Source organism: Cetobacterium sp. ZOR0034, from assembly GCF_000799075.1.
GTDB lineage: Bacteria > Fusobacteriota > Fusobacteriia > Fusobacteriales > Fusobacteriaceae > Cetobacterium_A.
Genome location: NZ_JTLI01000022.1, coordinates 22,914 through 47,891, shown reverse-complemented (window position 1 = coordinate 47,891; position 24,978 = coordinate 22,914). Strand labels below are relative to the sequence as shown.

Here is a 24,978-nt window from a genome sequence, read left to right as displayed (position 1 = left end):
TTCTGATTACAGGTGGAGCTTTCGGTATTATTTTAAAAACTAAAGCTGTTGAAGCTGGAATTTTAAATATGATTAAAAAAACAAAAGGATCTGAAGTATTATTGATTCCTTTAGTATTCCTACTTTTCTCTCTTGGTGGAGCTGTATTTGGTATGGGAGAGGAAGCTATACCATTTGCTATGATTTTAATACCTATTGTTGTTGGTATGGGATATGATTCTATTACAGGTATCTTTATGTGTTACATCTCAACTCAAATTGGTTTTGCTACATCTTGGATGAATCCATTCAGTGTGGCTATAGCTCAAGGAGTTGCGGGAGTTCCAGTACTTTCAGGAGCTATGTTTAGAATAGCTATGTGGATATTCTTTACAACGTTTGGAATTGTTTACACTATGAACTATGCTAAAAAAGTTAAAGCCAATCCTGAATTATCAATCTCTTATGAGACTGACAAATTCTTTAGAGATGACTTTAAAGCGGATGAATCTGAAGATTTAGAGTTCAAGTTTGGTCATAAATTAGTATTTTTAACTATATTCTTAGGGATGTCTTGGATTATTTGGGGAGTTGTATTACATGGTTACTATCTTCCTGAAATCGCTGCTCAATTCACAATTATGGGTATTATCTCTGGAATAATTGGAGTTATATTCAACCTAAATAACATGACTGTTAATGATATCGCTATATCTTTCAGAAAAGGAGCAGAGGAGCTAATCGGAGCTGCCTTAGTTGTTGGTATGGCAAAAGGAATCGTACTAGTTTTAGGTGGAGTAGATGCAGGAACACCTACAGTTTTAAACACAGTTCTTAACTCTGTAGCTGGAATTCTTAGTCACCTACACGCTTCTTTATCAGCAATAGCAATGTACTTCTTCCAATCTACATTCAACTTCTTCGTTGTATCTGGATCTGGTCAAGCTGCACTTACTATGCCAATCATGGCACCACTTGCTGACTTAGTTGGAGTTCCTAGACAAGTTGCTGTACTTGCTTTCCAATTGGGAGATGGATTTACAAATATGTTCGTTCCAACTTCTGGAATTCTGATGGCGATTTTAGGAATTGCTAAGATCGAATGGGGAGTTTGGGCAAAGTTACAAATTAAATTCCAAGGAGTTCTGTTCCTTCTAGGTTCAATCTTCATGGTAATCGGGGTTTTAATCAATCTTCAATAGATTGTATAAAAATAAAAAATAGAGGTTAGTTCACTTCCATAGACGGAGCCTAAGGCCGACGGCGTTGATGTCATGATCCTGTGAATTAAGTATTGTGACGCTGCCATAACAATACGCTTATTAACTTAGTTAAGTTCTCTAGGGCATACCATATTTGGTATGCCTTTTCTTTTGGGGTAGTAATTTTTACTAAATTTTAGGAGGATGAGAAATGCAGTACTTTTCAGGAAGATTCAAAGAAGCAGCAAGTGATTTAATTTTAGATTTTCACTCGTCAATCCACTTTGATAAAAGATTATATAGATATGATATTATGGGAAGTATCGCTCACGTTAGAGGGCTAGCTAAAATGGATATCATTTCGAAAGAGGATGGAGAGCTAATAGAAAAAACTCTTATAGAAATTTTAGAGAGTATCGAGAAAGGTGAGATTGAGTTTTGTACAACATATGAAGATATTCATATGAATATTGAGAAGATTTTGATTGATAGAATTGGGGATGTTGGAAAAAAGCTACACACTGGACGTAGCAGAAACGACCAAGTAGCTGTTGATATGAGACTCTTTGCAAAGGATGAAGTTAAAAAGATTCAATCGTTTCTTTTAGAGTTGATTGAGGTTACAACAGAGCTTGGAGAGAAAAATTTTGAGACGTATATGCCTGGGTTTACTCACCTTCAAAAAGCTCAACCCATCTCTTTTGGACACTATATGTTTGCATACTCAGAGATGTTTAAAAGAGACTTCAAGCGTCTAGAAAATGCTGCGGAACTTATGGATTACTCTCCTCTTGGAAGTGCTGCTCTTGCAGGAACAACTTATCCAATAGATAGAGAGTTCACAGCTGCAATTCTAGGTTTTAAAGGACCTACTTTAAACTCTTTAGATGGGGTTAGTGACAGAGATTATCTGATTGAGATTATGTCAGGGCTTTCTATAACAATGATGCATCTTTCTAGATTCTCAGAGGAAATCATAATCTATAGCTCAAATGACTATGGTTATATTGAGTTAAGTGACTCTTTCTCAACTGGAAGTAGTATCATGCCACAAAAGAAAAATCCAGATGCAGCTGAGCTAGTTAGGGGGAAAACTGGTAGAGTTTACGGGGATTTAATGGCACTTTTAACTACTATGAAAGGGATTCCTTTGGCATACAATAAAGATATGCAAGAGGATAAAGAGGCTTTCTTTGATGCTGTAGATACTGTCAAAGGATGTTTACAGGTGTTTATTGGAATGGTTAAAACTCTAAAAGTGAAAGATGAGGTTTTACTTTTAGCATGTAACGACGGTTTTATAAATGCGACTGACGTTGCTGACTATCTGACAGTGAGAGGAATGAGTTTTAGAGAGGCTTACAAAATAACTGGGGCAATTGTGAGTTACTGTATTGAAAACAACTTAAATCTAGAGACTCTTTCTCTAGAGAAGTATAAAGAGTTTTCATATATTTTTAGCGGGGATATATATGAAACTATAGCTATTAAAACGTGTGTTGAAAAAAGAAAGTCCTTAGGTGGACCTAGTAAAGATAGTTTACTATCTCATCTAGAAGATTTAAATAGATTTATTGCGGGGGCTAAAATAGATCTTATTAACTATAGATTAAACGATATCTTTTAAATAGTATATTTTAAGAAAAAGCTCTAGGGATATCAAAATCCCTAGAGCTTTTTTTAGTCTTTTTTCACTACAAACATCTTTGTCAATATGAATGTGAAAACTCCTAATAGAGGGCGGTGGTAGTTCATAAGACGGTTTATTTTCCTTACCCCATTTTAGAGTTATTTTCAAAATAACTAAAAAAAGTACAGAATAGAAAAAAGAGAGAAAATTTCTCTTCTCTCTAATCGTAAAGAATAGTCAGTTCTTTACTAAGTGCTATATCCTATTTTAATTTCTAGTATGCTAATTTAGTCAGCATAAAGAAAATCACGATAATAAATAACTTAGTCAAAGTTTCCACCCCCTTTCTGTTAGGGATAATTTTCTTTAATCTGGAATCTAGCACTTACTTATATTTTAGCATTAATTACAAAAAATAAAAAGAGCTTTAAAAGTTGACTAGACTTTAAAGCTCTTTCTCGGAAACTTGACATCTCCAATTATTTATTTATCGTTAACTAAAGTATACTATCTTTTTATATAAAAATCAACTTATACTTTTGATGCTACACTTCCTAAATGTAGTTTATTCAATTATAAATACTCCTACTTACCTAGTCGATTATATTATAACTATATTCTCTAATTTAGCTAACTGTTCTCTTTGAACCTCTAGTATCTCACCACGAAGAGTTATTGTTGAGCCGTACTCTTTTGATAAGATTTCAAAACTATCTTCTAAAACTGTTTTTACAGCAGACTCTTGAGAGTACGGAAAATCTATAACACAATACACTCTTTTTTCAACTGAAACTGTAGAGTTATCCAAACTATTTTGAAGAGCTTTATTATAAGTTTTAAAAGCTTCTCTCACCTCTAGCTCCTCATCAAATTGTATCTCTTTTGCTACTTTCTCACCTAGCTTTGTCAGCTCAAAATAGGTATGATTTCTATGTTTTGTTACAACATTATTCTCTTTCGTTTTATACTTCACCATTACATTTTGCACTCTTTGAAGAACTTTTTCTAAAACTAATTTTTTAACTGTATCTCTCACATCATTTTGATTCTCTAAAATTCTATTGGCCAACTTTGATATAAACGTCGGTCCTATTTTATATATCGTCAATATTATCTTCTTTTCTAAACTATTCATATGAACATCCTTTCTATTTTCTATACTTTAAATAAATATCTATTTTCGAATTTCCAGTAGGATTAAATAGAAGCTCTAGCTTCAAATTCTCACTTATAATTTCTAATGGCTTTTCGGATTTAATTGAAAATAACTGTTTTGCTAAGTTTGTATTATAATCCAATGTACTTATCTCTGGAAAATTAAGAGGATGAATCTCTCTATGGACAATTTTTCTAAAAACATCTATATTTTGAGCTTCGATTTCGTTGCTTTTTAACAAAACATAAAACTCTCCAATTTTATCACATAAAACCCCTTCTAATAAACTATCAAAATTTAATCCATACTTCTTTTTATTTTTTATAGTGAATAATACCTTAGCTTTTACATAGTCATAATTATGTAAACTCATAGCATCAAATAATAGATACGCTACCTTTTTTTTGTCTACTACATGATTCTTATATAATTTTAAAAATAATTTTGTATATATTTTCAATGTTTCAACTTTAGAGTTTTGAATATTAAATACTATACTCCAATTCTCCTCTATCTTTTTCATTGTAAATCCTATATTAAAATCTGTATTTTTATTTATATCCTCAATTAATGGAGTTAATACAAATCTTTTTAAATCATACAATCTCGAGTAACTTTCAATTGATATCAATTCCTTAAATTTTTCCACATCAATATCTAATGTATTTTTTAAAATATTTGTTTTTAACACTTTATAAAAAAATTCAATTGAAAATATATTTTTTAAAAACAGCGCTTCTCTTAATGAGTATTTAAAAACTTTCTCTTTATTTATTAAATAATCTACAAACTCTGAATTTAAGCTAACCTTAAATGAATCTTTTTGAAAAATTATACAATTAAAAAATGGACAATAAACCTTTTCTTTATCTTGCTCTATAAAAAATACCCCTTTTTTACCAAGTCTTTCTATAAAATTTTTCTTACAATTTCTCAATTTGGGTATCTCTATTTCATCTAAAAAAAACTCTAGCTTCTCTTTTTTTAAGTACTTCTCTATTAAAAGTTTTAAAATTATCTTTTCCTCTTTCAATAGTTGTGACGAAAATTCCAAAAAATATTTATTTTTCATAAAAATTTCACACTCTCCCCTTTTTAAAAATAACGAAAATTCTAATCTCTTTTTTTCAACAGTGAATCTTTTCGTGTTTATCATCAAATTTTACCATCTTTTTCCATATTTTTATACAACAAAAACGAAAAATAGAGACTTTGATTCGAAATTTGACATTATTTTTTAGATATCGTATCATTGTGACAATAAGACGTCAAATAAATTTTTTAGGAGGTTTTACTTTATGAAAAAAATATTACTGTTATGTGCTGCTGGAATGTCAACGAGCTTACTTGTTACAAAAATGAAAAATTCCGCTAAAGAGAAAGGAATCGAAGTAGAAATCGAAGCCTGCCCCGTAGAAAAATTTACAGATAAATTACCTGCATATGATATCTTTCTTTTAGGACCTCAAGTTAGATTTAAGCAAGATGAACTCAATTTAATCGCCAAAGAGCACAATAAACGAGTAGAAGTTATAAACATGATGGACTATGGAACTATGAATGGAAAAAAAGTTCTTGAAGATGCACTAAATCACTTAAAATAATCGGAGGTATACATATGGCTGCAATGGATCGTTTAAATAATATTTTAGAAAAACATTTTTTACCTATAGCTATGAAAATTTCATCACAGACACATATTCAATCTGTTAGAGATGGACTTACTTTATCAATGCCACTACTTATTGTTGGATCTATATTTTTAATTTTTGGTTTTTTACCTATCCCTGGTTATCCTGAATTTATGAGTAGCGTATTTGGACCACTTTGGAAAGCTAGAATTTTATATCCAGTACAAGTTACTTTTGATATTATGGCTTTATTTATTGCTATTGGAGTTGCTTATAGACTGGCCGAAAGAAGAAAAGTTGATCCTTTATCTTGTGCCGCCATATCTTTAACTGCATTCCTACTTTTAACTCCATTTAATATTGCTCATAAGTATAGCGATATTGTTTTAAATGTTAAAGGAATTGACTTAGATTTAATTGGAAGTAAAGGAATTTTTGTGGCTATTTTAACCGGTCTTTCTACTACTGAAATTGTTAAATTTGCAGTAGAAAAGAATTTAGTTATCAAAATGCCAGATTCTGTTCCTCCTGCTGTTAGTAAATCTTTCTCTGCTATTATTCCAGCTATGCTAGTTATACTATCTGGTTTAACTTTAAGAATTTTATTTGAAATTACACCATTTGATCATATTCATAATTTTATAATTACTATTATTGGAAAACCGTTAACTATTCTAGGCGGTTCTTTTATTGGAACTCTTCTAGCAGTTTTAGCAGCACAACTTCTTTGGTCTATGGGACTACACGGACCTAATATTGTTGGTTCTGTTATGACTCCTATTTGGCTAGGAATGATGGATCAAAATAGAATTGCTTTTCAAGCTGGAGAAGTCATCCCTAACATTTCTGGATCTAGCTTTGTTTTTTTAGCATCAAAATTAGGAGGCTCTGGATTAACTTTAGGACTAACTTTCTTTATGGCATTCTTTGCAAAGAGTAAGCAACTTAAAGAGATTGGAAAAATGTCTTTAGGTCCTGGAATTTTTAATATCAATGAACCTATTATTTTTGGTACGCCAATTGTTATGAATCCTATTTTAATTATTCCTTTTATCGTTGCTCCTTTAGTTACTACAACTATAACGTATTTCGGAATGAAATTTGGATTTATTGCTCTTACAAATGGAATTAATGTTCCTTGGACTTTACCCGCTCCTATCTATGGTTTCTTAGTTACTGGTGGACATATTTCTGGAGCTGTTATTGGAACTGTTGTTGTCCTTATCTCTTGTGTTATTTACTATCCGTTCTTTAAAATATATGATGCTCAAAAAGTAAAAGAGGAATGGTCTTTTGAACAAGAAGCAAAAAAAGATGAAGAAGAGATTGGAGAGTTTGAAACAATTTAAATAGGGAGGAGTGATTATGGATTTAGAAATGGCCGCTATGGGCTTAGTAGGAAATGCAGGTGAAAGTAGAAGTTTATCTTTCGAAGCTTTAAAGTTTGCTAAGAATGGCGAATTTGAAAAAGCTGAAGAACTTTTAAATGAAGCAAAAAAGTATTCATTAATGGCTCATGAAGTTCAAACAGAACTTATTTGTAAAGAAGCTGATGGAAATAAAGTTGAACTTGGTCTTTTAATGGTTCATGCTCAAGATCATTTAATGACATCTATTTTAGCAAGAGAACTTATACACGAATTAATTGAAATCTATAAAATAAAAAAATAAAACTTGGAGGAAATATTATGGATAAGAGATTAAAAATAGTTACAATTGGTGGGGGATCATCATATACTCCTGAAATCATTGAAGGTTTTATTAAAAGATATAAAGAATTACCTGTTAGTGAGCTTTGGCTAGTAGATATTGAAGAGGGTAAAGAAAAATTAGAGATTGTTGGAAATTTAGCTAAAAGAATGGTTGAACAAGCTGGATTAAAAGGTAAATTTGATATCCACCTTACTTTAGATAGAAGGGAAGCTTTAAGAGATGCTGATTTCGTTACAACTCAATTCAGAGTTGGACTTTTAGAAGCTAGAATCAGAGATGAAAGAATTCCTTTAAGATATGGAATGATTGGGCAAGAAACAAATGGAGCTGGTGGATTTACTAAAGCTTTAAGAACAATTCCTGTAATTTTAGATATTTGTAAAGACATAACTGAACTTTGTCCTAACGCTTGGCTTGTTAACTTCACAAATCCTAGTGGAATGGTTACTGAAGCTGTTATAAAATATTATCCAAATATCAAAATAGCTGGCCTTTGCAATGTTCCTATCGGAGTTAGAAAATCTGTAGTTGACGCATTAAAAGCTAAAGATGAAGAGGTTGAACTAATCTGTGGAGGATTAAACCACTTCTTCTGGGGAAGAAAAGTTTTACACAATGGTGTAGATAAAACTAAAGAAGCTGTAGCTGGAGTTTTAGCTGATCTCGAAAATACTCCTGCAAACCTAAGAACAAAAGAACCTTGGTTAAAAGATCAAATTATGGATTTAGGAATGATTCCATGTGGATACCATAGATATTACTATATGACTGATGAGATGTTAAGAGCACAAGTTGCAGATATTAAATCTGGAAAAGGAACTAGAGGAGAGCAAGTTAAAGTTGTTGAAAATGAGTTGTTCGAATTATATAAAGACCCTAACTTAAATATTAAACCTAAACAGTTAGAGCAAAGAGGTGGACAGTATTATTCTGATGCTGCTTGTGAGTTAATTAATTCTATTTATAATGATAAAGGAACTGTAATTGTTGTTTCAACTAAAAATAATGGTGTTATTGATTGCTTACCTGATAACTGTGCTGTTGAAGTTACTGCTAGAGTTTATAGAGATGGTATCAAACCATTCCCTCAAGATCCTATGCCTGTTGAAGCTAGAGGAATCTTACAGCTTATGAAATCATTTGAAGAGATGACTATAGAAGCTGCTGTTACTGGAAATTATGGAAAAGCTTTACACGCTTTAACTTTAAATCCTCTTGTTAATAGTGGTAATCAAGTAAAAACAATGTTTGACGAAATCATTAGAGAAAACTGGGATTTCCTTCCTCAGTTCCATCATGCTATATCTAGATATAAGTATTAATTTAAAAGGGCTATTGAAATAATAGCCCTTTTTCTATATCTTAGAATTCAATTGATTTAACTTTTTATATACAGACTCTTTTGAAGTTTTACTTATTCCATAACTATCTAGTTTCTCTTCTAACTCTTCTCTCGTTTTGACAACATCTTTATTCCACTCACCAAAAGCGATAACATTCAAAATCAAACTTTTAGGTCTCACCAAAACCTCTATCTCTTTTGTACTCAAAGCCCCTTTATCCACTTTAAAAATAGAGATATTTTTAAGCTCTTTTTCACTTTTTACTAACTTTTCTAACGTAGGAATATCTGTTGGTACCCACTCTAAGTTTTGCAACTCTTCTCTTTTTAACCACTTAAACTCTTGGTGTTCAACTAACTCAAAGTCAGTGAAATCTAAAATATCACAACTGTAAGTAGTTAGATTTATAATAAACTTTTCATACTCCTTCTCTACTACATCAAATAGTTCACCAACTTTGATAGAGATATTTAACTCCTCCTCAATCTCTCTTCTCAAAGCCTCTTTCGGGTCCTCTCCATCCTCTATCTTACCACCAGGAAACTCCCATAACCCAGGAAATGTCTTATCCTCTGGTCTCATAGCACAAAATATCTCACCATTCTGATTCTCTAAAATTGCACCTACCACATAGATAGTTTTTTTCATATCTCTCTCCTATTCTCCAACTCTTTCTTTTCAGCAACTTCTAAGTAATTTTCTACTCTTTCTGTCAACTCAACATACATCTCTTTTGAAAGTGGACTTTCTAACTTCAACTTTGTTCTAATTGGTTTTTCACTACTATAATCTATAGTGTCACCTTTTCCTATATAGATATATGGCTGAATCTCTCCATCAATCTCTTTAATCTTTCTTAAAAATATATGTAAATTTATTCCTCTTTCTCTATTTCTAACTATATTTTGTCCTCTCTCACTCTCAACTTTTGTTGAGTTTGGACTCTCCCATTGGAAGTGATATCTATCCAATATCTTATCATTATACTTGATACTATCTTTTATATCCTCATCTTTATGCAACTCAACAAACAGGAAGTAATCATTTCCATTTGATAACAATCCACTTCCTCTAAAAGCACTATGTTTTTTTTCATAGTTACAAATTAGTGCAACATCTTTCATATTATAGTTTTCATACAATTTTAAAAATGGGAATCCATAATCTTTTTTACCAAAAATTTCTGAATACTTCAAAAGTCCATAGTCTAAAATCTGAAGAATATAATCTTTAACCTCTTTAGATTTTAAAACTTCTTTTAAAACTTCACTCATTTCAATAGAATCACCTTTTTTTAAGAATAAAGACTCACATCTTTTCAAATCACTAGAATCCGAATAATCTCCACATAAAAAATCTTTAGCATGGTTTAAAGTAACTTTTGTATGTTTCAAAGATATCACATCAATATATTTTCCTAAGATTTTTATCTCATCCTCTTTTAATAACTCACCCTTTGATATAATCTCGTGAGCTATTGCGAACTCATACACTCTTTTTATAGGTAACATTCTTTCAAACTCTCTTATAACTATCTTTTGTGTCTCATTTATACCAAAAGTTTTTTCATCTATTTTTTCTAAAAAATCCAAGTATGATTTTACTTTTAATTTTTGAAGTTTTGAATACTTATAAAAATTTGGAGCTTCCTCATACTGAGTGAAGTTTATTGGCATTGGAACTCTACCTTGTAAAATATCTTTAAACTCTTTATACTCCTCTTTCAGATATTTTAAACTATTAAAATTCTCATTATCAAGCTGTTTTAAAATCTCCTCTTTACAAATCTCATCCATTTTTATATGAACAGACTTTGATAAATTGTCAAAATCTCTTTTTACAGCAATCTTTACACTCTCTTTATCATAGCCTTTTTTACCAATCAAAGCCAAAGCTATTAAAAAAGCTCTTGAGTGATTTCCTATAAAATCTATAACTGTTAAAAACTCTTTATTTTCAAAGTGTCTCAGACCTCTTCCAAGTTGTTGAGTGAAAATAATTGGTGAAGCTGTTGGTCTTAACATTAAAATACTGTTTATACACGGAATATCTACTCCTTCATTGAATAGATTTACCGTAAATATAACCTCTAAATGATCACTTTCTCTAAAACTTTTTAAGATTTGATCTCTAGTATCCTTACTGTCTGTTCCTGTAATTGAAACAGCCTTTATTCCCTTTTGAACAAACTGACTAGCCATAAACTCTGCATGTTCTACTGAGATACAAAATCCTACTGTCTTTCTTTTCTCCCCGCTATATCCATAGAAATTCATTTTCTCTATTATAAAATCAACACGTCTCTCTGTATTCAAAACTCTAGCAACTGCCGATATATCATTTAAATCCACCTTTGATAAATCAACTTCCTCTATATCTTTTATCCCATAATAATGAAATGGTACAACTAGTTCTTTATCCAAAGCTTCCTGTAAACGTATCTCAACAGGAACATTCATATCGAAAACTTCATATATATTTCCACCATCACATCTCTCTGGTGTAGCTGTTAATCCTAACAAAAACTGAGGCTTAAAATAATTCAAAATAGGTTCATAACTCTTCGCTGTTATATGATGAGCCTCATCAACTATTATGTAATCAAACTCATTTTCATGAAATTCAGAGTATCTTAAACTCAAAGTTTGAACTGTAGCAAAAACATAATCTCTATCACTATTTTTAAAATTCCCTGTGAACTTCCCCATAGTTTTATTCGGCAAAACCTTTTTAAAAGTAGCTATAGCGGAGTTTAATATCTCCTCATTATGAACAACAAAAAGAAGACGTTTAGCTTTAAACGCCCTCACATCAAAAGCTCCTAGATAAGTTTTTCCTGTTCCTGTGGCTGCGATACACAGTGCTCTTTTCTCTTTATAAACCCTTAAATCCTCTAAGTTTTTTAAGGCTTCTTTTTGCATATAATTCGGTTCTATCTCGCATTCGTTATAGATTCCAAACTCATGATCTTCAGCTGCCATTAGATACTCGTTTTTCTGAACTTTTTTTACAATCTTCTCTTGCTTTTTAACATATGAAACTATATATGGATTTACATTTTCGACTGCTTTTTCCCAAAGGTAATTGAACTCATTTAATATTCCAGTTATAAATTCACTTCCTTTAGGAGTTACTACTCCTGTATTCCACTCTATATTACTTTTAAGACCACTTTTTGTGAGATTAGATGAGCCTATTATCGCTTTATAGCTATTTTCATATTCAAACACATACCCCTTTGTATGAAAGCCTTCCATCTTATCGCTATCAAAAAATTTCACTTCTATATTTTTAAATCTTTTTAGGTATTGGACTGCTTTAATTTCTGTAAAATGTAGATAGTTTGTTGTTAAAATTCTACCTTTAATCTCTGAATTTTCTGTTTTTTTCAAAACATCTAAAAGTATTTGTACTCCCGCAAAATTTATAAATGCAACTGAAAAGAAAAACTCTTTTGCATCTTGAAACCCCTCTTCTAAATATCTATATAAATTTTTATTGTTCTCAAAATTAGTATTACTTATAAATTCATATTTCATAGTATCCCCCAACTATTCTCTAGTTTTTATAAACTCTTCCAAATCCTCTGAATAACTTTGAAGTATATCTTTTCTTAGCTCATTCAGTTCCATATATTTTTTTAAAACTAAAACTTCGAACTTCTGTCTTTCAATGATATTGTTGTCTAAAATTACAATTCCATTTCTTATTACTTCATTTTGAAAAACAGTTGAAGATTCTTTTAAATCAATTAAATCTATCTCTTTATTTACTTTAGATGATATCTCCTGAGCTTTCATAAAAATATCATATCTTTCAAATTTTTTCTCAGATAAAAAAGCTATATCTATATCGCTTTCTTTATGTGTTTTATCACTTGCATACGAACCAAATATATAGACTGTATAACATTCAAACTCTTGTAAAGAATTAATTATCTCACTTATTACAACTTTATCCATACTCTATCCTTCCAATATCTTCTGAGCTAATCTTAAAGAATCCATCAAATGATTTTCAATTATTTTTTGTAAAATCTCTATATTCAAACTTTGATAATCATGAACCGCTATATTTCTAAATCCTACCATTCCTTGAAGATCTAAAGATAATTTTTTATCAATAACTTCATTTTTTTGAAGTATTTCAAATGTTTGTTTACTTGTTTGAGGGAGTTCTAATTTTTTTATTTTTATGTAATGCATACCTAAATCTAAAGTTGCTTCACACATTCTTTGCAAATTCAATATTATAGAATCTTGTTTTGTATAATTTTCTAAATTATTAAAATCATTAGAATATTCTTCCTCTATTCTTTTTATACATCTTTTTATCGTTTCAACTTTATTAATTATAACATCATCTCTCAATTCGATCCGCCCCTCTCATTTTTTCTTATAGTTTATCATTTTCTATTATTCATGTAAACTGAACTGTTAGATTCAAAAAAATCTCTTGCCTTAAAGCCAACTCTAAGTTGTATACTGTGGTATCTTATTTTAGGAGGTCAAAATGGAAAAAATACTATTTTTAAATGGAAGTCCAAGATTAAAAGGAAATACTCATTTTGCTCTAAAAACTTTAGAGGAGCAAATTGATAAAACAAAGAGTGAAGTTGAATTTATTGATGTGACGAAGTTCAACGTAGCTGGCTGCATAGCTTGCGACTCTTGCAAAAGAAACAATGGGAAATGTTTTATGAGTGATGATACTAACGAGTTAGTTCAAAAGATTGTTGATGCAGATACTCTTATTTTTGGTTCACCTGTATACTGGTGGGGAATCTCAGCTCAACTGAAAGCTCTAATCGATAAGATGTATTCAAAAGCTCACGGCACTGAATTAACTGATAAGAAAAAAAGAGTTGGACTTATCTCTGTTGGTGCTGACGAAATCGGTGCTGAACAGTATAGAATTATCTCTTCACAGTTCAGATGTATCTGTGAATACCTTGGATGGGAATTCTTTATCGATGAAGCTATCTCAGCTCACAATCCAAACGACTTATCAACTCAAAATGAAACTCGATCTCTTTTAAAAGAGCTTGGAGAATCACTTAATTGACACAATAAAAGAGCTATCCGTCAAAAACGAATAGCTCTTTTTTCTATTTCATTATATTTTCTCCAGCTCTTTTTCCAAAAACAATTATTTCTGTTATGGCATTTCCACCTAATCTATTTGTTCCGTGAAGACCTCCAACAATCTCTCCTGCTGCAAACAGACCCTCTATAGGCTGAGCCTTTTTATCTAAAACTTGTCCCTTTGTATTCACACGAACTCCACCCATCGTATGATGAACTGCAGGTGCAACTTTCTGGATATAAAATGGTCCTTTTTCTATTGATAGCAATGTTCCTCTTCTATTAAAATCTAAATCCTTTTTATTTTGAACAAAGCCATTATATTTAGATATTGTTTTTAAAAGATTTTCTTCATCTATATTCATAACTCTAGCAATCTCTTCTAAGCTATCAGAAATAGCTATCAGATTAGAATTTTTTAGTCTTTCAACTTCCTCTTTATTCTTACTAACATAGTTTGTTATACTCTCTATTTCCTCTCCCCAAACTAGATACCCCACACCATTTTCCTGTTTTAATATAGCTTCTGAAACCGTATCTCTTCTTTCAAGCTCCTCAACAAATCTATCTCCAAATTTATTAACTAGTATAGCACCATCGAATCTACTTCCACCAACATGAGAAAGCTCTCCAGTTTCTGGATTTGATATAGGGAACGTCTGAATATATTCCATCTGAACAAAATCAGCATCTACCTTTTCACACATCAAATGTCCGTCACCAGTTATTCCACTAATATTTGTAGTTTTATACCTTTCATCTAAACTTGGATTATATTTTTTTCTCAACTCTACATTTCCACTAAAACCACCTGTAGCTAAAATAACACCTTTTTTAGCCATGAACTTAACCTCTTTTTCATCAATACTTGATAAAACCCCAACAACTCTTTTATTTTCATCTGTTATTAACTCTTTTGAACGAACTGCCGTTCTAATATCTACACCTAGCGAAATTGCTTTAGCTCTAAGTTTAGCAATCAGTTCAATTGCATATTTACCTGAAAAAACAGCTGCTCTTGGCACCGAATGTCCTCCAAAGTGTATAAGTTCATCTTTAAAAGAAACCTTAATCTCATCTTTTAGCCATCTATATGTAGGTAAAGCTTCATTTACAAAGATATCTAAAAGTTCTAAAGAGTTTTCATTATCTCCGCCAGAAAGAATATCCTTTCTATAAAGTTCTATTGAATCTTGGATATCTTTTTCAATTTGAGCATCGTTCCCCGGAATATTTATTCCTCCCATTGAAATCAAAGTATTTCCACCTATAGATGACATCTTTTCCAATAAAACGACTTTAGCTCCTTTAGATGCTGCTGAAATAGATGCTGATAATCCAGCTCCTCCTGCTCCCACTATAACAACATCAAAATTTTCAACTGGTTTAATCAGCTTTCTACTACCACCATCTCCTATTTTCACTAAATTCTCTGCTTCAAGCATTTGAATCTCAAGTTTATCAATGTTTTCACCGGCTTCAATCAAAGCATTTTCTCTATTTCCAGCTCTATATCTTATAGTTATATATTCACTTTTTTCAGTTTTTTGAATTTTTTCCAAATTTTTTAAAAAACCTTCATTTTGAAAAAGTAAAAATTCGCTTATTTTTTCAGTCGTATCTTTAGTAAAATTTAAAAATCTAAACTTTTTTCCTAAATAAGCATTTCCACATTCAACTGATGCTTCAATAATTTTGTAAATATCAAAAATAGAGTTGTTCAGATTTTTATTTGTGATAGTGTCTAAATTATAAATAAACTTTTCAGGTAAACACTTTAATACAATCTTATCCACTTCTAAATATGAAAATTCATCTAATAGATTTTGTAATCTCATCTTACTCTGTTTTAATTCCTCTATCTCCCTATCGATATCCTCTATTTTCTTTCGATAAGTAGTAAAAAAACTATTCATCTCTCTCGAGCTCACCTGCTCGAATCTATTTTTAATCTCCTCTAAAGAAAATCTGTTATCTTTCAAAGTGATTATATTTTTTAATTTTAAAATTTGATACTCACTGTAGTATCTATAACCATTACTTTTATCCACATAATCTGGCTTCAAAATGCTATTTTCATCATAGTATCTCAATGTTTTATTAGAAAGTCCTGTTATTTTAGATATCTCACCGATGGAATAGAACTCTTTTTTCATAACTTTTTTCCTCCAAAAACTTATTCTACAAGAAAAGTATAAACTATACCCTAAGGTCAATGTCAACTTTTAGTTATTTCAATCTTTCAACTCACTTTTTAACAACTCTGTAAACTCTCTTATATCATTCATTAAGTTAACTTCTGGATTACATTTCAAAACCATACCATCTAAATACATAAGACTTTTAATAACATGAAACATCCCCTCTTCAAACTCCATCCCAGAATTTATAGATAACTTTATTGTCTCCATCATACGTTTTGTTAAGCTCACATCTGAAACACTGCTATCTTTAAAATCACTGTAAAGAGCTTTAAATTTTTCTAAGAATTTTTCAAAATCTTTCTGATTCAACCTCTTCTCCGACATCTCATTTAAATAAAAAGCTGATTTATCATAATTGTATCTCGAAAGATAGTAGAAAAATCCAAATAACCCTTTTCTCAGTTTAGACTTTACTTTACCTATAGTTGAGCAATCAATTAAAGTTATCTCACCATTTTCATTTAAAATAATATTTCCGGGATGTAAATCTCCATGAAAAACTCCTAACTTAAACATAAAAAATGTATGATATTTAAAAAGCTTCAACAACTCAGAATATTTCAATCTTCCCTCTTTCAGAAGTGTATTAAAACTTTCTCCCTCTATAAATTTAGAGACAATAACCCTTTCACAACATAAAGATTCTACAAAACTTGAAAAATACAAATCTTTCAAATCAAATTTTTCACTATTTTCATTTTTTAATCTTCTAAGATAATTAGCACCTTCGACCTCATTTAAAAAATGGAGCTCTTTTAAAGTCCCCTCCTCTATGTTTTCTAAAACTTCCAAAGGATTAAAAACCTTTTTCAATTTTGGATAGAAAAACAGTAAAATATTCGCTATTTTTTTTGCATTCTCTATATCTTTTAAAAAGCTCTCTTTAAAATTCTCCTTTCGAATTTTTATAGCTACTTTTCTATCTTCTTTATCATTCCCTCTTAAATACCCAATGTGAACTTGACCTATAGAAGCCGACGAAAATGGTAAGTTTTCATAAGATTCTAAAGCATCTAAAATCCATTTATCCTTATCAATTGCTAAATCTATCTCTCGCTTTTGAGCAGCATAACTATACTCGTAAAGCTTAGATAGATAAACGCAGGTTTTCTCATCTATAAAGTCAGCTCTCAAAGCGTAGTATTGAGATATTTTAACAGCCAACAAGCCCATCTCCTCTATCTCCTCTAATCTAGGCGGTTCATTTCTATGAATTTTATATATCAATCTTATCAACTTTAAACTTTTCATTTTCTTCTCCTCTCTCCTATTTTTTCTTTGTTATACAAAAAAAGAGAGGTTAAACCTCTCTTTCATCGCTCTTATTTTGTAATATAGTTATTTACATTGTTGTAACATATATTTTGAACCATTTTCCCTAACTTTTCAATATCGTTTGGAACCTCTCCGTTTTCAACCCACTCAGCAAGTAGGTTACAAAGGATTCTTCTGAAATATTCATGTCTTGTATAAGATAAGAAACTTCTTGAATCTGTTAACATTCCAACAAATCTTGAAAGTAAACCTAGATTAGCTAAAGCCGTCATCTGCTTTATCATTCCATCCTTTTGATCTAAGAACCACCATCCAGATCCTAATTGAATCTTACCTGGGATTCCCCCTCCTTGGAAACATCCAATTAAAGTTCCTAAAGCTTCATTTTCTCTAGGATTTAAGTTATATAAAATAGTTTTAGGTAACTCATCTGTATCATCTAAAGTATCTAAGAAGTGAGATAACGCCTGCACAAAAATGTCATCAGCTATACAATCAAACCCTGTATCAGGACCTAATTTTTTATACATTCTAGTTGAGTTATTTCTGATAGTTCCCATATGAAGCTGCATTATCCAACCTCTTTTGTTATACTCTTTTCCTAGGAATAACATTATAGCTGTTTTAAACATCTTAACTTCATTTTCTGTTAACTCTTCACCAGCTAATCTCTTTTTAAATATATTCTCTACTTCCTCATCAGTTCCTAATAAAAATACAATCGGATCTAATGCGTGGTCAGAAACTCTACATCCAACCTCATGGAAGAACTCAACTCTCTCTGCTAAAGCCGACTTAAACTCTACTACAGTATCAATCTTCTTTCCGTGTAATGTTTCTAACGTTTGAAGCCAAGGCATGAAATCCTCTTTATCTATTCTAACACCTTTGTCAGGTCTAAACGTTGGATTTACAACTACATCAAAACTATCATCTTTTTTTATAGCTATATGATACTCTAAAGAATCGATTGGATCATCTGTTGTACAGATAGCTTTTACATTTGCTCTTTTTATTAAAGATCTTGCTGTAAAATCATCTTTTGCTAACATCTCATTTGTCTTTTCCCAAATCTCTTCAGCTGTTTCCTTCGAAAGGATTGTATCTATTCCAAAGAATCTTTTAAGCTCTAAGTGTGTCCAGTGGAAAAGTGGATTTCCATAACACTCATCTATCGTTTCAGCCCATTTTAAGAACTTCTCTTTATCCTCTTTAGCTCCAGTAATGTATTCCTCATCAACACCGTTACTTCTCATAGCTCTCCATTTGTAGTGATCTCCACCTAACCAAATTTCAGTTATTGATCTATATTTTTTATCCTCGAAAATCTCTTTCGGATTTAAATGACAATGGTAATCGTAAATTGGCATATCTTTTGCATAATCATGATATAACGTTTTAGCTATATCGTTAGTTAATAAAAAATCTTCACACATAAATTGTTTCATATTTTTTCATCTCCCATTTTAAATTAATCTTTATAAAGTAACCCCGGATTTAAATATTGCAATCTCTTGGAACCTATTTAATTCATTGTTTACTTTTTTCCCATTTATTACTTCAACTATGTAGTCTATAAATTCATTTAGTAGCTCATCCATAGTTATATCCTCTGATACCAATCTTCCTGCATCAAAGTCTATCCATCTTTTCTTTTTATTATATAACTCACTATTTGTAGATATTTTAACTGTTGGAACATATCCACCATATGGATTTCCTCTTCCCGTTGTAAATAAAACCATATGACAGTTTGCTGCTGCTAGTGCTGTTGTTGCAACTAAATCGTTTCCTGGAGCACTCAGCAGATTTAACCCCTTCTCTTTTAAAGTTTCTCCATATCTAATTACATCTACAACCTCTGACTTTCCAGATTTTTGAGTACAACCTAGTGATTTATCCTCTAAAGTTGTAATCCCTCCTTTTTTATTTCCAGGTGATGGATTCTCATATATCTCTTGGTCATTTTTTATAAAATACTCTTTAAAATCATTTATTAAAGAAACACATCTATTAAAGACATCCTCATTCTTACATCTTTTCATAAGTAGCGTCTCTGCCCCAAACATCTCAGGCACCTCTGTTAAAACTGTAGTTCCACCTTGAGATACGATATAATCCGAGAACTCTCCTAACATTGGATTTGCAGTTATTCCAGATAACCCATCTGAACCTCCACACTCCAATCCAAAGTTTATCTCCCCTAAATTAGCCTCTTCTCTTTTATCATTTAACATATTCTCATAAAGTTTTAGAAGAATATTTTTTCCCTCTTCTACCTCATCCTCTACATCTTGAGAAACTAAGAATTTAACTCTATCAGTGTCATACTCTCCCAAAGTTTTTTGGAACTCAGCAACCTGATTGTTTTCACATCCTAAACCTAAAACTAATACTCCACCTGCGTTTGGATGTTTAACTGTATTTTGAAGAATTGTTCTTGTATTTAGATGATCCTCTCCCAATTGAGAGCAACCATAGTTATGTGTTAAAACATTTATATTGTCGATTTTTAAATCTCCAATCTCTCTTAAAAGATCCTCTTTTATACGTTGAGCTATTCCGTTCACACAACCTACAGTTGGAACTATCCAAAGCTCATTTCTAATTCCCACATCTCCATTTTTTCTTTTATAAACATCGATTTTTCTTTCAGATGTCTTTAGAATTTTTTCACAAAACTCAGGAGAATAGCTGTAGTTATTCAAATCCTTCAAATTTGTTTTTGTATTGTGAGTATGTACCCACTCTCCCATTTTTATATCTAAAAGTGCATGACCAATTGGCATTCCATACTTTATTACATCTTCATCTTGAGCGATATCTTGAAGGGCAATTTTATGCCCTTTCAATACATCCTCTAATACTGTAATCTCTTTATCTTCTAAAACTATTTTCTCATCTTTCGAGTAATCTCTTAAAACTATTAAGACATTATCTCTTTCATTTATTTTTATAAACTCTTTCATTATTTAACCTCTTTTAAAGCTTTTGCAACTCCAACCTTGTCTATATTTTCTAAGTATTTAGCTACTAAATCAGTCATACCTTCTACTGCATTTAAATCAGTATCCCAGTGACTCTCTAATCCTAAAACTGTTTTTGCAATCTCATTGTAGTTATTCGTTTTCCATAACTCTTTATACATATCTAAGTGATGTCTATCATCTCTTAATTGGATAGCATCTCCATTCTCTCTAACACCTTTGTAGAATCTGATCAGTGCAGCTAATGAGAATAAAAGCTTTTTAGATAATTTTCCTGTTCTGCTATTTAACTCTAAAACTTGTGGTAAAATTCTAGATTTATATTTTGCCATTGAGTTTAATGAGATATCCATTAACATATGTTTTACGTATGGATTTTTGAATCTGTTTATAACAGCGTCTTTAAACTCCTCTAACTCTTTTTTATCCATATCTAAAGCTGGAATAATCTCCTCATCGATAGCTGATTCGATAAACTCTCTTAAATCATCATTTTCCATAGCTTCTCTAACTGTATCTATTCCGTATAAATAAGCCACTGGAACCATCGCAGTATGAGCACCATTTAAAATTCCAACTTTTCTCATTTTATATGGCTTTAAGTCATCAACTATTAGAATATTTAAATTTAATCCTTCTAATTTTAACTCTTTAGTTAATATATCTTTTGGTCCTTGAATTACAAATAGATAGAAGTATTCTCCTGTTGTTATAAAGTTATCAGAGTATCCTAACTCTTTTTCTAACTCCTCTTTCTCTCCTCTTGGATATCCAGTTACTATTCTATCAACTAGTGTAGAACACCAGATATTTCCATTGATTAACCAGTTTGTGAACTTTTCTCCTAAGTTCCAAAGTTCAGCATATTTTAAAACAACTCTTTTTAACTCTTCCCCGTTATAGTCAATTAACTCACACGGTAGTAAGATAAATCCTTTTGTCATATCTCCATTGAAAACAGTGAATCTTTCATGAAGTAGTCTTGTTAATTTTGCTGGGAATGTAGCTTGTGGTTCATCGTCATATTTATCTTCTGAACTGAAAGTGATTCCAGCTTCTGTAGTATTTGAAACGATAAATCTCATATCCTCATTATGAGCTAACTGTAAATACTCTTTAAAGTTTTTGTAGATAGGAATCTCTCTGTTAATTGATGAGATAACTGTATAGTCTTTTACAACTTGTCCACTTTCATTTATTCCTCTGATTATTGCTGTATAAAGTCCATCTTGAGTATCTAATAAAGGAACTGCATCAAAATCGATTGGTCTTACTACGGCAACACCTGCATTTAAATCTGTATTTTTATTGATTATATCTAACTGCCAGTCAAAGAAACATCTTAAAAAGTTTCCCTCTCCAAATTGAATTACCTTTTCCGAATATTTAGGTAAATTTAGCTCTTTTCTTGTTAACATAACTCTCTCCTTTTCTTGTGATATATCACTATTATATTACGAGTATATTATATTTTGTAGGAAAAAGCAAGTTTTTTTAATAAAAAATAATCTCTATTTATTTTTTTTGTTCTCAAAAAGAACATTTTTTGTTTAGTATTGGTTTTTTATAAAAAATATTATATAATATATGTATAAAAAAATAGGGAGTTATATTTATGAAAAGTTTAAAAGAGAAGGCTTACGAAGAGATTAAAGAATTAATTATTTCTGGTAAACTAAAAACGAATGAACGAATTGATGAAGATTTTTTATCTAAATCACTACAAGTTAGTCGTACTCCTGTTAGAGAAGCTATCAACAAACTCGAACAAGAGGGATGGATTAGTATCGTTCCTAGAAAAGGGATGTTTGTTAAAAATATTTCAATAAAAGAGATCAACGACATTTTTCAAGTTAGAAGCAACTTAGAACCTATCATACTCAAAATGGCTTTTTTCAAAATTGATAAGAATTATCTTTTAGGTTTAAAAAATAAATTTTTAGAATTTTCAAGTAAAGAGATTTTAACGTCTGAAGAGAAACAAAGTCTTGATAACTTAGATAATGAGCTACATATTTTTATTCTTAAAAATTGTGCTAATGACTATATTATCAAGATGATGGAAAATGTTTACGAACATAATATGAGAATTAGAAATTTAAGTCCTCAACCTCCTATTAGAAGATTTGAGGCAATAAAAGAGCATATGAATATCATTGATTTTATTTTAAATGACAATTTAGATGCAGCTATTGAAGAGTTGAAAAATCACAATTTAAAAGCTAAAGAAGGATTTTTCTACAGTTTAATTGACTAACGGAAAACAAAAGTAAATCAAAAAAGGACCGAAAGGTCCTTTTTAATTATACTATCTTACTAACCATCCACCATCTATCGCTAAGATGTGTCCGTTTATGTAATCTGCCGCTTTTGATGATAAGAACACCGCTCCTCCAACTAAGTCAGAAGTTTGTCCCCATCTTCCAGCTGGTATTCTTCCTAAAATCTCATCATTTCTCTTTTGATCAGCTCTGATTGGTGCTGTATTTGCTGTTTCAATATATCCAGGTGCAATTGCATTTACTTGGATATTATCTACTGCTAACTCGTTTGCAAATGCCTTAGTTAATCCTGCAACTCCATGCTTACTTGCAGTGTAAGATGGAACAAACTTTCCACCTTGGAATGATAACATTGAAGCTATATTTATTATCTTTCCTCCACCTTGCTTTTTCATCTCAATAGCTGCCATTTTACTTAAGTAGTAGATTGATGATAAGTTTAAATCGATAACTTGTTGCCAGTCTGAGTTAGGTCCCTCTAATAGTGGTGATCTTTTGATTGTTCCTGCGTTATTTACTAAAATATCAACTCTTCCAAAAGCTTCGATACATTTAGATACAGCTTCCATCGCTACATCCTCTTTCGATAAATCTCCAGTTGCGTAAGCTACCTTTCTTCCAAGTGCTTCAACCTCTTTTATCATATTTTCCATATTATCATCATTATATGTAAAGATGAATAGATCTGCTCCTGCTGCTGCTAACCCCATTGCAAGTGCGTTTCCGATTCCTACGTTTCCACCAGTTACCATTGCAACTTTTCCTTCTAAATTAAACATATTTAACATTTTTCCCTCCTAAATTAACCTAACGATGTCGTATAATCTTTTTATTTTTTTATTTAATTATTATCTTACTTGATTTCGTTCATTGGAACATGGTCCATATCTGTGAACGTTTGGTTTTCTCCAGCCATTCCCCAGATGAATGTGTAGTTCTTTGTTCCTACACCTGAATGGATTGACCAAGATGGAGATATTACAGCTTGCTCATTAGCCATTACAATATGACGAGTTTCATTTGGTTGCCCCATTAAGTGGAATACTCTTGAGTTCTCATCCATATCGAAGTAGAAGTAAACCTCCATTCTTCTTTCGTGAGTGTGACAAGGCATTGTGTTCCACATGTTGTTTGGATCAAGTTCAGTCATTCCCATTACAAGTTGACATGACTTACACACAGCTGGATGAACATATTGGAATATAGTTCTCTTATTTGAGTTTTCTAAATCTCCTAATTGAACTTTATTAGCTGTTGTTCTATCTATCTTTACGATTGGATATGTCACGTGTGCTGGTGATGAGTTGATATAGAACTTTGCAGGGTTATCTTTACAATTAGAAGTAAATGCTAACTCCTTGCTTCCCATACCTACATATAATCCATCTTTTGCTTCCATATTATATTCAACACCGTCGATAACTACTTTTCCAGCTCCTCCAACGTTGATTATTCCTAGCTCTCTTCTCTCTAAGAAGAATTCAGAACCTAATTCTTTACATCCTTCTAGTTTCACTTCAGTTTCTATCGGCATAATTCCACCTGCTATCACTCTATCAACATGAGAGTACACAAGATTAACTTCATCAGCAACGAAAACTGTTTCCATTAAATAGTGCTTTCTTAACTCCTCTGTAGTATAGTGCTTTGAATCCTCAGGATGATTTGCATATCTTACATCTAACTTCATTTTTTACACTCCCTTTTATCTTTTAATTTAGTCTTATTTTACATTAAAATAATGTGAAAACTCCCCATTTATTAACTCTTGTAATCTATTTATTCCACTGTTAAGGTGAGCCTTTATAACCTTTTCAACTTTCTTAACATTTTTTTCCTTTATTATTTCTACTAGCATTTTATGATCCTCATAAATAGCATCAAAATTTCTAACCCCAATAATATCTAGCATTTTGAATCTCTTATAGTGAATCTGTGCTTTTTCTATCTGCTCCCAAACAAATAGTTTATTTGTTGCTGCAAACCAAGCTTTATGGAATTCACAATCTAACTCATAAAACTCTTTTGGTTCAAACTCTCTTTTTAGCAATAACTCTTGAAGCTTTAAATTATACTCCATTTGAGCTATAAATCTATCATCTAAAATCTCTATTACATCTTTTATAACTTGTAACTCTATGACTATTCTCATGTAGATACTTTGCTTTATTATATCCATATCTAATAAGCTTACGTAACTTGATTTGAATGGGACACTTTCAATTAAACCTGCTGAATTCAGTTTACTTAAAATATCTCTACTTGGAGTTCTTGAAACTCCATATTTTGTACTTATTTCCTGTTCAGTTATAACTTGACCTGGTTTATATTCTAAATTCATTATTTTTTCTTTTAACTCTTCATATATATTTTCTGTATTATTTTTTGTCGACATTTTTTACTCCTTAATACTCTTCATTAAATTAAACAATCGCTATAATTGTATACGATTTTAAATTTAGTATACAATTATACAGTGTGTTTGTCAATTA

The 24,978-nt window shown here is 31.0% G+C and carries 22 protein-coding genes; 8 read left to right on the top strand and 14 right to left on the bottom strand.

The window, feature by feature from the left end; all coding sequences use genetic code 11:
* A partial coding sequence (gene yfcC / locus L992_RS05980; RefSeq protein WP_047395045.1) for a putative basic amino acid antiporter YfcC occupies window positions 1–1,181 on the top strand: 1,181 nt, incomplete at its 5' end.
* Window positions 1,182–1,392: 211 nt separating this feature from the next.
* Window positions 1,393–2,808, top strand: coding sequence for an argininosuccinate lyase (gene argH / locus L992_RS05975; RefSeq protein ID WP_047395042.1), 1,416 nt, complete (start codon window positions 1,393–1,395; stop codon window positions 2,806–2,808).
* Between the two features lie 604 nt (window positions 2,809–3,412).
* Here the strand turns inward: argH and L992_RS05970 are convergent.
* On the bottom strand, window positions 3,413–3,946 hold the full coding sequence (locus tag L992_RS05970) for a DUF2250 domain-containing protein (protein ID WP_047395040.1): 534 nt from the start codon (window positions 3,944–3,946) through the stop codon (window positions 3,413–3,415).
* Window positions 3,947–3,959: 13 nt separating this feature from the next.
* Window positions 3,960–5,039, bottom strand: a complete 1,080-nt coding sequence (locus L992_RS05965) for a replication initiation protein (protein WP_197053388.1) — start codon at window positions 5,037–5,039, stop codon at window positions 3,960–3,962.
* 226 nt (window positions 5,040–5,265) lie between these two features.
* On the opposite strand from L992_RS05965, the gene L992_RS05960 reads away from it, so the two are divergent.
* From L992_RS05960 to L992_RS05945, 4 genes are read left to right on the top strand one after another with little or no spacing between them, the layout of a single operon-like run.
* Window positions 5,266–5,571, top strand: coding sequence for a PTS sugar transporter subunit IIB (locus tag L992_RS05960; RefSeq protein WP_047382876.1), 306 nt, complete (start codon window positions 5,266–5,268; stop codon window positions 5,569–5,571).
* Between the two features lie 14 nt (window positions 5,572–5,585).
* Window positions 5,586–6,947: a PTS cellobiose transporter subunit IIC gene (celB, locus tag L992_RS05955; RefSeq protein ID WP_197053387.1), complete on the top strand. Its 1,362-nt coding sequence runs from the start codon at window positions 5,586–5,588 to the stop codon at window positions 6,945–6,947.
* A 10-nt stretch (window positions 6,948–6,957) separates the two neighbouring features.
* Window positions 6,958–7,269, top strand: coding sequence for a PTS lactose/cellobiose transporter subunit IIA (locus tag L992_RS05950; protein WP_047382878.1), 312 nt, complete (start codon window positions 6,958–6,960; stop codon window positions 7,267–7,269).
* A 17-nt stretch (window positions 7,270–7,286) separates the two neighbouring features.
* On the top strand, window positions 7,287–8,633 hold the full coding sequence (locus L992_RS05945; RefSeq protein WP_047395034.1) for a 6-phospho-beta-glucosidase: 1,347 nt from the start codon (window positions 7,287–7,289) through the stop codon (window positions 8,631–8,633).
* A 33-nt stretch (window positions 8,634–8,666) separates the two neighbouring features.
* On the opposite strand, the gene L992_RS13310 is transcribed toward L992_RS05945, so the two are convergent.
* Genes L992_RS13310 through L992_RS05925 form a run of 4 tightly spaced genes read right to left on the bottom strand, consistent with a single transcriptional unit; the run spans window position 8,667 to window position 13,024 of the window.
* Complete coding sequence (locus tag L992_RS13310; RefSeq protein ID WP_081982725.1) at window positions 8,667–9,302, bottom strand: (deoxy)nucleoside triphosphate pyrophosphohydrolase; 636 nt, start codon at window positions 9,300–9,302, stop codon at window positions 8,667–8,669.
* Window positions 9,299–12,193 carry a DUF3427 domain-containing protein gene (locus L992_RS05935; RefSeq protein ID WP_052193927.1) on the bottom strand — a complete coding sequence of 965 codons (2,895 nt, stop codon included), beginning with the start codon at window positions 12,191–12,193 and terminating at the stop codon, window positions 9,299–9,301. Before L992_RS05935 ends, L992_RS13310 begins: the two co-directional genes overlap by 4 nt.
* Window positions 12,194–12,205: 12 nt before the next feature.
* Window positions 12,206–12,616, bottom strand: a complete 411-nt coding sequence (locus L992_RS05930) for a nucleotidyltransferase domain-containing protein (protein WP_052193926.1) — start codon at window positions 12,614–12,616, stop codon at window positions 12,206–12,208.
* Between the two features lie 3 nt (window positions 12,617–12,619).
* Window positions 12,620–13,024 carry a DUF86 domain-containing protein gene (locus tag L992_RS05925; RefSeq protein WP_047395032.1) on the bottom strand — a complete coding sequence of 135 codons (405 nt, stop codon included), beginning with the start codon at window positions 13,022–13,024 and terminating at the stop codon, window positions 12,620–12,622.
* Between the two features lie 142 nt (window positions 13,025–13,166).
* Between L992_RS05925 and L992_RS05920 the strand changes: the two genes are divergently transcribed.
* Window positions 13,167–13,718 carry a flavodoxin family protein gene (locus L992_RS05920; protein ID WP_047395030.1) on the top strand — a complete coding sequence of 184 codons (552 nt, stop codon included), beginning with the start codon at window positions 13,167–13,169 and terminating at the stop codon, window positions 13,716–13,718.
* Window positions 13,719–13,761: 43 nt separating this feature from the next.
* On the opposite strand, the gene L992_RS13110 is transcribed toward L992_RS05920, so the two are convergent.
* From L992_RS13110 to L992_RS05895, 5 genes are all read right to left on the bottom strand, one after another.
* A complete protein-coding gene (locus tag L992_RS13110; RefSeq protein WP_052193925.1) occupies window positions 13,762–15,894 on the bottom strand; it encodes a flavocytochrome c in 2,133 nt (710 codons plus the stop codon).
* Window positions 15,895–15,972: 78 nt separating this feature from the next.
* The gene (locus L992_RS05910; protein WP_047395029.1) at window positions 15,973–17,193 is read right to left on the bottom strand and encodes an AarF/UbiB family protein; all 1,221 of its coding nucleotides are present in this window, start codon (window positions 17,191–17,193) and stop codon (window positions 15,973–15,975) included.
* Between the two features lie 71 nt (window positions 17,194–17,264).
* Entirely contained in the window at window positions 17,265–18,665 is a 1,401-nt protein-coding gene (gene uxaC / locus L992_RS05905) for a glucuronate isomerase (protein WP_047395027.1), read from the bottom strand.
* Window positions 18,666–18,695: 30 nt separating this feature from the next.
* Window positions 18,696–20,186: a UxaA family hydrolase gene (locus L992_RS05900; protein WP_047395025.1), complete on the bottom strand. Its 1,491-nt coding sequence runs from the start codon at window positions 20,184–20,186 to the stop codon at window positions 18,696–18,698.
* Window positions 20,186–21,622: a tagaturonate reductase gene (locus tag L992_RS05895; protein WP_047395023.1), complete on the bottom strand. Its 1,437-nt coding sequence runs from the start codon at window positions 21,620–21,622 to the stop codon at window positions 20,186–20,188. Before L992_RS05895 ends, L992_RS05900 begins: the two co-directional genes overlap by 1 nt.
* Before the next feature lie 197 nt (window positions 21,623–21,819).
* Here L992_RS05895 and L992_RS05890 point away from each other — a divergent pair, with 197 nt between their 5' ends.
* A complete protein-coding gene (locus tag L992_RS05890; RefSeq protein WP_047382897.1) occupies window positions 21,820–22,461 on the top strand; it encodes a GntR family transcriptional regulator in 642 nt (213 codons plus the stop codon).
* 51 nt (window positions 22,462–22,512) lie between these two features.
* Here L992_RS05890 and kduD read toward each other — a convergent pair whose 3' ends face one another.
* The 3 genes from kduD to L992_RS05875 all read right to left on the bottom strand — a co-directional run bounded on the left by kduD (window position 22,513) and on the right by L992_RS05875 (window position 24,881).
* Window positions 22,513–23,274 carry a 2-dehydro-3-deoxy-D-gluconate 5-dehydrogenase KduD gene (gene kduD, locus L992_RS05885; RefSeq protein ID WP_047382899.1) on the bottom strand — a complete coding sequence of 254 codons (762 nt, stop codon included), beginning with the start codon at window positions 23,272–23,274 and terminating at the stop codon, window positions 22,513–22,515.
* Between the two features lie 65 nt (window positions 23,275–23,339).
* Window positions 23,340–24,176, bottom strand: a complete 837-nt coding sequence (gene kduI, locus L992_RS05880; RefSeq protein ID WP_047382901.1) for a 5-dehydro-4-deoxy-D-glucuronate isomerase — start codon at window positions 24,174–24,176, stop codon at window positions 23,340–23,342.
* 33 nt (window positions 24,177–24,209) lie between these two features.
* Window positions 24,210–24,881, bottom strand: coding sequence for a GntR family transcriptional regulator (locus tag L992_RS05875; protein WP_047395021.1), 672 nt, complete (start codon window positions 24,879–24,881; stop codon window positions 24,210–24,212).
* Window positions 24,882–24,978: the final 97 nt, after the last annotated feature.